Source organism: Pseudoalteromonas sp. MMG012, assembly GCF_018100875.1.
Lineage (GTDB): Bacteria > Pseudomonadota > Gammaproteobacteria > Enterobacterales > Alteromonadaceae > Pseudoalteromonas > Pseudoalteromonas aurantia.
Genome location: NZ_JAGJEF010000016.1, coordinates 79,289 through 87,574, shown reverse-complemented (window position 1 = coordinate 87,574; position 8,286 = coordinate 79,289). Strand labels below are relative to the sequence as shown.

Sequence of the window (8,286 nt, the reverse complement as noted above, 5' to 3'; positions counted from 1 at the left end):
GCATTTTTATTATTTATTTAAAGATTCGAAATTATTGGTTACCCAACCAGTAATATGTTTCTTAGCGTTTCTTTCGATTGTTTTTCGACCTTGGGTTCTTCTCCATATTTCAGGTGTAACCATTGATTCGGTTATTTCATTTATAATTTTTACAGGGCGTTTAAAACAACCATATGTGTCGAAAAAATCCTCAGATATATAATCTGTAACGCGACTTAATATCACCTTGTTTTGTTTATTCCTAACAAAGACTAAGTCACCTACTTTCATAACAGAAAGCCAATACCGAATAGCAATATCACAACGGCGCTTCCCTGATTCATCTAAGCTAATTTGTTTATCCCTAATTAGCTTTTCTTTAATTGAACGGATTAATTTTGCTAATTCTTTACCGTCCAGCGTTAACTCTGGAAATATTTTATTCTTATGTTTTTTAGCTACATCCGAGATTCCACAACTTCCATGTACACTATAAATAAATTCATGACTCTCGCTGAGACAGTGCTCGCCCAAGCTATATTTATCCATTCTGAGAAACCAAATATTCATAATTTAAAACTCTCTATGTATAATGCGACGAATGCCTAACAGTTTTTTAGAAGGACACTGGCCTTATTTTCTACCGATGAAATCAGGCAAGTGTCCCGTTTAATTTCGTCAAAATAATATAAAATGAAAACAAATACAAACGCTTATTTTACGGGCTCACATTAGTCAGGAATAGACCCCCAATAAAACAGGCGTTATTAACATCTTGCTAAACTGTATTACTCAACCACTGTTTATTTGAGCGCCTATATAACCATGGTAAACTCCCCCTTTCTCATGCCCTATCGAATAGCACGGTAAACTTACCGCATCTGGATTTAGCTATGAAATCGTTTTTTATAACTCGGGGAAAACGCATATTATCTCTGTTATTTCTATACAGTCGTGCCTCGCTCCCAATACATTCTATCTTTAGGCGTCACGCTCTTTGCATATCTTTGTCTTTGCCCCATTCTCTCTCACATAACACCTTTTAAACACCATACACTTTGCGCGCGCTGGCGATTTGCTGTTGCTCTGTAAGGTCTGGCTGTAAGTAATAACTTGGGGCTACAATTGGTTTAACAGTGGTAATCTCAATATAAATGATGCCTTTGACTGGATATTGCTCTCCTGTGATTGGGTATATGTGTGTAAATAATTCATCAAAACCAGCAGTGCTTTTGCGATGGTAAGTGGCAGTTCCAGTTAATTTAAAGCCCTTTTGCTTTAATACATGTACAAAGCTAACACACACATTGGCGTTACCTTGTATATTTTTAACACTATTTGGAGAGGCAATATCCGCAATCAATATTGCTGTATTACCATGAGCTAAAAAAACTTCTTTGGGGGAGTTATTTGGCACACCATCTATATCAACCGTTGCTAACCAGCACAACACACTTTCATTGATAGACGCTTTTACTGCTTCTGTTAGCACGACTCTACTCCTTGGTTAAAAAATCGTTGTACCTATTCGTTTGTTAGATGCAACCTCAACACCTACGTTAGGTCAATATACCCTATCTACGCAGGCATGCTAATCGTGTCCCTAAACACTCATAAGCCACTCATTAAAAACTCATTAAATGCAAGAAAATGTTTTATCATCACCGCTACTAAAATGAGAACCTCAGCAGCGGCTTATTTATTTTTCGACTAACCCTACCTTTATTACTTTTTATTCAACACCCCTCCTGCTTGGGTCGTCGATAAATGCCCATTGCTTAGGGGTTCACCCGCTTGTAAGTCCTGTTCTTTGTCATCGGTATTTACATATTCTCTTTCGGGCCGTTTTGGCGCGCTTTTGCTATGCGTTTTCTCTTTGCTTTGCTCACGGGCTGCTTGAGGGCTAATAATGGGCCCTTGCGAACTTTCAGTGTTTAAAATGAGGGGCAACCCATCTTTGCCACTGCCAATCACAACCACTTTGGCATTATTTGATTTAGCCAGTTCCACCGTGGCTTCTATACCCCGCCATCTGAGGTAAGTTTCAGAAATTCCCCCACTCACCATCTCTTGGAAATCTTTAATCCCTTTAGCTTCTTTCTTTTTACGCATGGCTTCTTTATCTGCCACTTCTAGGCGCATTTCATACTCTTCATTTAAATACAGCTGGTTCACTTTAGAAATAATCGCGTTATGTACTTTCTCTGGTATATCAACACGTCTGATCAATACATCGTCTAAGTTAATTAACGCATGGCCCCTCATTAAGCTTTCAGAGTCTTCCTCTTGTTCTAAAATGGTTTGCTCTTGCAACTTTAGCTCTTTTAATACTTCATTTAGGAGTGCATTTTGCACTTGTGTACGTTGATGCCCATACACTTCTTCTGCGGTATAACCTGAGACAATCATACGCACCGCAGAATTTACCTCAGGTAACACGGTTTCGTTCAAATAGTCTGGGCCAACCAGTTTATGTAAATAGGGAATATGCTCAACCACAGGCCGATATCGCACGGTAATATCTAGGGTGATCCGCAAGCCTTGTGCTGTAATCGCAAACACCGTTTCATGGGCCGTTTGAAAACGGCTAGAGTAAATGGTAAGGGTATCCCATGGCATCACCAACACAGTCCCTTCATCGAACGGTTGGTGCATATACGTACCACCACCTAACCGCTTCCATAATACGCCCACTTCACCCGAGTCTATTTTAATAAACATCACGGGGATCAACACCACCGCTAAAAACATAAAAATGAGGAGTGTGATCCCTGCCCGAAAACGCCACGATAATATTTGCTTACGCACATTGGGTTTATATCGCTTAAGAATACGCATGCCAATATTGGTAACCAATAACGCAACACATAAACCCGCCAGTACGACCAATGTGGTATCAGGTGTAAATACAATATTCATGATAATACCCCGTCAGATTCAACTTCCTGGTGTGCCATTATTTGTCCTTCTACCATTTTTAAATGCACATCTGCCAGATGGAAATATGCATCATCATGGGTGATCGCTATCACAGTATTCCCTCTTGCTTTAAGTCTTGGTAGTACTTGCTCATAGAATTTACGTCTGAATATAGGGTCTTGATCCGCCGCCCATTCATCAAAAATATACACAGGTCTATTTTCTAATATGGTACTTAACAGCGCGAGACGCTTTCTTTGTCCCGACGACAAATCAATGGTACTGAACTCTCCATCTACCACGGCAACCTTGGTATTCATTTCTAAAAATGTCAACCATTCGTCTATTTCTTGCTGTGAGGTATTATGAATCCCATACAGCTGTTTAAATAAGTGAAAATCGGCAAATACGGCGGTAAATAAGCTGCGATATGCCGTTAATGACCGTTCGTTTAATGGCTGTCCATCCAGTATAAGTTGCCCTGCTTGCAGTTCATATAAACCGGTCAGCATTCTAATAAAGGTGGTTTTTCCGCTGCCATTACCACCGGTAATAAACGTAATTTGTCCGCGTTTTAGTTCAAAATCTACTGGACCAACAAAGAAAGGCCTGTCGCCCGGTGTACGATTATGTTGGTAATACGCACCCGCAAGGCGTATCTCGTTAAAGGAAGAGATTTGTGCTTGCTCGTCATTTTCACGGCTATACTGCGCTTGCTCCCGTTTAAGTTCTTTTTCTAATGCTAATACATTTTGTCCAGCTTCCGTTGCCGCGGTAAAAATGGGAATACCTCCCACAATACTGGTAATAGGTCCAATTAAAAATAACGATGCCGTAGTTACTTTTATCACCACATCGGTATATACATTCGAAAATACCGGCACCACAAACACCATTGCCCCAGTGGCTGCAAAAAAGGTAATTTGAGACAATACAAAATCTGTTGCGAATAGCGTTTGCGTGGTGGTTTTTGAACGTTTTGCCCGCGCTGAGTCCATGGCAAATTCATGCTCTAACTCTTGCGCTCTTGGCACACTCAACTTAACTTCTTTAAACCCCTCAAGTAAATCGGACAAACGCTGGATCAGCTTATTTTCACTTTCAAATGACAGTTGCATATTCTTTTGAATTTCATCCGCGCGCAAGCGGTGAATACTGCCGCCTAATAATATCAGTGCGGTGAGTACCACAAATGCAGTGACAGAATGATAAGCAATATATAAAGAGGTGAAAAATACCAAACTAATTGATTGCCCAATAATTACAAACAACTGCGCTGATTGAGAAATGGTTTGTAACTCTTTGCTTAAGGTATTAAAAATCTTTTCTTTACCAATCTTTTCCAAGGTTGATAATTCGGTATGACGCACGCATTCAAATAGTTCTACTCGCAAACCATCAATGGCTTTCTCAACCATTCTAGCCGCTTTGGTCATTAATCGTTGTTGGGTAAATCCGTATATCGCAACCGTTAAAGAAAACAAGACCAAATAATACAAAATATTGTTTTCTTTATGAATATCAGAAATATTTTCTGCCACATTGTTTATTAATGCTAATACCAATGCATTGGCTAACCCTGAAATACAACCAAGTATTGCAAAGGTCCTTCTTTTAACTTTAATGTTTCGACTAATTAAATCGTATAATACCATTTTTATTGTCTTTTAATTGTTATTAATGGCTCGCAAATAACGCGCTATTGGCAATAGAGTAAAGCCAAAGTACCACATACTCCGCATTCCATTTTATATTTTCCGCAAGAAACTAGCAGCATCACCTTTGGCCATATTAAGTATATAGTTTGCTAGAACTTATATTCCATATATCAAGTACTTATACTTCTTCGTTTTGCTCTGTGCCTTTTTTCTGTGCTAACAGTAGCATCAATAAACTCACAAATGGGGTTAATAATAACGAAATTAGAAAAAATCCAACCGGTCCTGCAAAGGTATTCCTTCCCCAATATCCAGACAAAACACATAGTACTAAATACAATGTAACTATCATTTCAAATTCCTGCCATGTTGATAAATAAACCAACAGAAACCTGCTGGTTTATTTAGGATTTAGCTCATTCTACTTAAACTGCAGCTTTGCTAGGTTGAGCATCTACATCATCTTTGTTTTTTCGATACTTTGCTGCAATCTCAGAGATATCACCTTTAATACTGTTAAGATTAAGGTCAATCAATGTACCGCCTGTTTCAAAGTGTCGAATAAACGTCGTGCCCACTGCGTGTGACGATGCAGCCGATACAACAGGCATAAATGCCAGTGAACTTAAAGTACCAATAACCGGTATTGCTTTAAGGAAACTGCTTAGCCCTGCACCACCTAATGACTGTGGAAACGAACCACCAATCACTGCACTAATCGTACCGCGAAGTTTATTGTCACTATAAGATTGACCATAAACTTCGGCAATTTCGCCGATCATTTTGATTTGAATGCCTGTTAACGCAACCAAATCGACCGCAGGGATCGGGATTAGCCCGCTACCAAACGACCATTTACTATATTTATCAACGATTAACTGCGCTACGGCAGCTCGGTTTTCTACCTCAACGAGATTCGCATCTTGTTCTGGCGCCGCTGTACTCGCCTTTTCTTCCTTCGCTGTTTTTGCCGCTGTCATATTATTTCCTCTATGAATTAGATTAAAACAGTTGTTGAACCCACCAAGTTACCGATTTGAGAACACTCTAATCAGTAACCTGCCCTTTTCACTTTTCTCTTTATTGATAAACAAAAAAGTAAACTTGTATGAATTTCCAAAATCCAGATTGGACATCAACCATTCCTTGTACAGGCTTGGTTCCAACGTATTTCAGTCACCCAATTTCTATTTAATATGTATAAACCATTCTCTTTTGGCTATGCGTCATTTAATACGGTTTGGCACGCTTCAGTACGATGTTTATCACTGTAGAAAATAATATTTCTGATCTCGCCCGCAATACAATCTGATTCAGTCCCTGTTTTTACATAGTTACTAAATACCATCACCGACTGATCTCGTTCAATTAAACGATTAAAGCTGGTCACCCATGAATAGGGATAACTACCTGAGTACTGTATAAATTTCTCATATTTTCTGAGATTTGCTTCAGTCGGATCTGCAGGGCAATCAGCGACTTTCCCATATTGGTTCGGGTCGATGTAAGTGACAAACCAACCATAACCGTAGTACTCACACTCTTTGGTGCTCCCCGTATTTGAATACGGAGCAAACGCCGCCAACTTTTGCGCTTCATTTAATATATTATCGGTGTAAAGCGCCTGATCCCATTTGTGCATGTCTTCCACTGTCGAGTACATATCTCCTGCAGAGTACAGTACCAATGGGTTACTATACGGATTCACTAAAATATTTTCATAAGGTGCGGGGCCACCCGTCAAAGGGGGACGACCATTTGCAAGAGGTAGATATTGATTTTGATTTGAGATATAGCCCGTCGTCATATTTTGGTAAATACCAATAGCACTGAACGCACCACTTTCAGTCATATTAACTGGATCTAAAATTTGCTCTTTGACAATATTTCTAAACCAAAACTGTCGGCTAATATCACCTTGGCTACCTGCTGCAAGTTGCTCGATAATATTACCCACTAAATAATAGTTACAGTTGCTGTATTCGTATTTTGAGCCAGGTGTAAATGACGGTTTGTTGTCTTGCTCAGTACACGTACAGAAACGGTTACTAAAGTCTTCCGGGCCATTTAGATTAAGAGTTTGATCATATAAATAAGGACGCCAACCATAATTGTCATAAACTTGCTCGTTATTGCTATAGTTATCAATCCCAGAAGACATGATCAGTAAGTCATGCAAAGACACATCTGCACACTGATTTTTTGGGAACCATGGTAAATAATCACCGACTTTTTCTTCTCGTAAATCTTTGCCTTCTAACATTCTTAATAGCACCGTCGATGCAAACGCTTTGGTATTCGAGCCAATACGATATTTCGACTCCTTGGTGTTAGCTACGTCATATTGAATATTCTGAGGCCCACAATTGGCTTCATATACGGTACTCTCTTCTGATGTAATATAAATAGTGCCGAAAAACACCATTTTATCGCAGTAATCTCTTACCGTTGTTTCAATCATTTCTAATTGGCTGGCAGTAATTTCGGTATTTTTTGCCACGCTCTTTTTTTGCAAACAAGATGCTAAGATTAAGCTTAAAAAGCACAAAATTAATATCTTCGTTTTTGAATACATAAGCCATTTCATTGTTCATATCCTCAAAAATTGCTAAGTGTCTTTGCCAGCAAATTGCCACTAACAAAGCCCTACACTGTTTTTTCCGCACTCTTTCTATTTATGCATATGTCAAAAAACAGTGACTCGTCTTGGTGTCATTTTCTCTGGTTAAGCCATACCAACTAGTACTTTTCGTGTACCTTGATACGCCTCTCGTCCATGGGTGTACAACATATTATCCAACAGTAAAATATCGTTTCGCTGCCACTGATATGAGAACGTCAATTGACGGTACACATCATTGATTTGTGCAATATCTTTTGGGTCAATGTCACTGCCATCGCCATAAAAGGCGTTGCGTGGTAAGCGGTCTATGCCAATGCTATTACGCATTGCAGCTGACTCAGGGCCATCTATACTTGAATGGTGAAATAAATGCGCTTGGTTAAACCACACCTTTTCACCTGTTACAGGATGCACAGCCGCTGCAGGTCTGTGCTGACGCGTTTGCAAATGATCATCGCTTTTCCATTCAAATTCGATGTGGTTTTTTCGACAATACTCTTGCACTTCTACTTTGCTATTAGTTTGAAACACTTCCTGCCATGGCAAATCAATGTCGCCATAATTACGTACGTACATCACACCGAGTTGCTCAAACTTTTCTCTAATGTGAGACGGGATGTGTTTATAGACTTCGCGGCTGTCGGCTAACGGGGTGTTACCACCACTGCGCGCGGGTATGACACAAAAGAACCCCATTCGCATAGGCCAGCTATTTGAATACGCATTTTCATTGTGCTGCAAAATAACCTGATCGGCATGATATTCCGTCGTCGTATAAATATTGTTTCTCAACGCCGTACGTGGCGAGGAACGATAGATATACTGGCTCAAAGGTTCACCAAAGATAGTCTCTAATATGGTGCTAAATTGATTGGTACTGACGATGTTTAAGCCTCGTAACAAAGCAAAGCCGTCATTGTTTACCCATTGATTAATTTCACTCACATGTGATTTTACCCACGCCAAACCACTGAGCTTTTCTGCAGATAGATCATGGACCCGTCGATCTGTATTAACGGAGTCTAAATCCATGTCTATTGAGAGTAACTGATCCATTTAATTCCCTTCCTTTTTCGAGGTCGATTTTTAAGATACAACTTATAGTTT

The 8,286-nt window shown here is 39.6% G+C and carries 8 protein-coding genes; all 8 read right to left on the bottom strand.

The window, feature by feature from the left end; genetic code table 11:
• Nucleotides 1-9: 9 nt before the first annotated feature.
• On the bottom strand, nucleotides 10-528 hold the full coding sequence (locus tag J8L97_RS08130; RefSeq protein ID WP_211048683.1) for a hypothetical protein: 519 nt from the start codon (nucleotides 526-528) through the stop codon (nucleotides 10-12).
• 493 nt (nucleotides 529-1,021) lie between these two features.
• The gene (locus J8L97_RS08125) at nucleotides 1,022-1,471 is read right to left on the bottom strand and encodes a pyridoxamine 5'-phosphate oxidase family protein (RefSeq protein ID WP_211048681.1); all 450 of its coding nucleotides are present in this window, start codon (nucleotides 1,469-1,471) and stop codon (nucleotides 1,022-1,024) included.
• 233 nt (nucleotides 1,472-1,704) lie between these two features.
• The gene (locus J8L97_RS08120) at nucleotides 1,705-2,898 is read right to left on the bottom strand and encodes a prohibitin family protein (RefSeq protein WP_211048679.1); all 1,194 of its coding nucleotides are present in this window, start codon (nucleotides 2,896-2,898) and stop codon (nucleotides 1,705-1,707) included.
• On the bottom strand, nucleotides 2,895-4,553 hold the full coding sequence (locus tag J8L97_RS08115) for a cyclic peptide export ABC transporter (RefSeq protein ID WP_211048677.1): 1,659 nt from the start codon (nucleotides 4,551-4,553) through the stop codon (nucleotides 2,895-2,897). The genes J8L97_RS08120 and J8L97_RS08115 overlap by 4 nt, the downstream gene beginning before the upstream one ends.
• A 181-nt stretch (nucleotides 4,554-4,734) precedes the next feature.
• Complete coding sequence (locus tag J8L97_RS08110) at nucleotides 4,735-4,908, bottom strand: hypothetical protein (RefSeq protein ID WP_192507129.1); 174 nt, start codon at nucleotides 4,906-4,908, stop codon at nucleotides 4,735-4,737.
• A 73-nt stretch (nucleotides 4,909-4,981) separates the two neighbouring features.
• Nucleotides 4,982-5,536, bottom strand: a complete 555-nt coding sequence (locus J8L97_RS08105; protein WP_192507128.1) for a YcjF family protein — start codon at nucleotides 5,534-5,536, stop codon at nucleotides 4,982-4,984.
• A 239-nt stretch (nucleotides 5,537-5,775) separates the two neighbouring features.
• Complete coding sequence (locus J8L97_RS08100) at nucleotides 5,776-7,056, bottom strand: serine hydrolase domain-containing protein (protein ID WP_312037136.1); 1,281 nt, start codon at nucleotides 7,054-7,056, stop codon at nucleotides 5,776-5,778.
• Between the two features lie 225 nt (nucleotides 7,057-7,281).
• Nucleotides 7,282-8,235 (bottom strand): TauD/TfdA family dioxygenase, encoded by a 954-nt coding sequence (locus J8L97_RS08095; RefSeq protein WP_192507126.1) that lies wholly within the window; start codon nucleotides 8,233-8,235, stop codon nucleotides 7,282-7,284.
• Nucleotides 8,236-8,286: the final 51 nt, after the last annotated feature.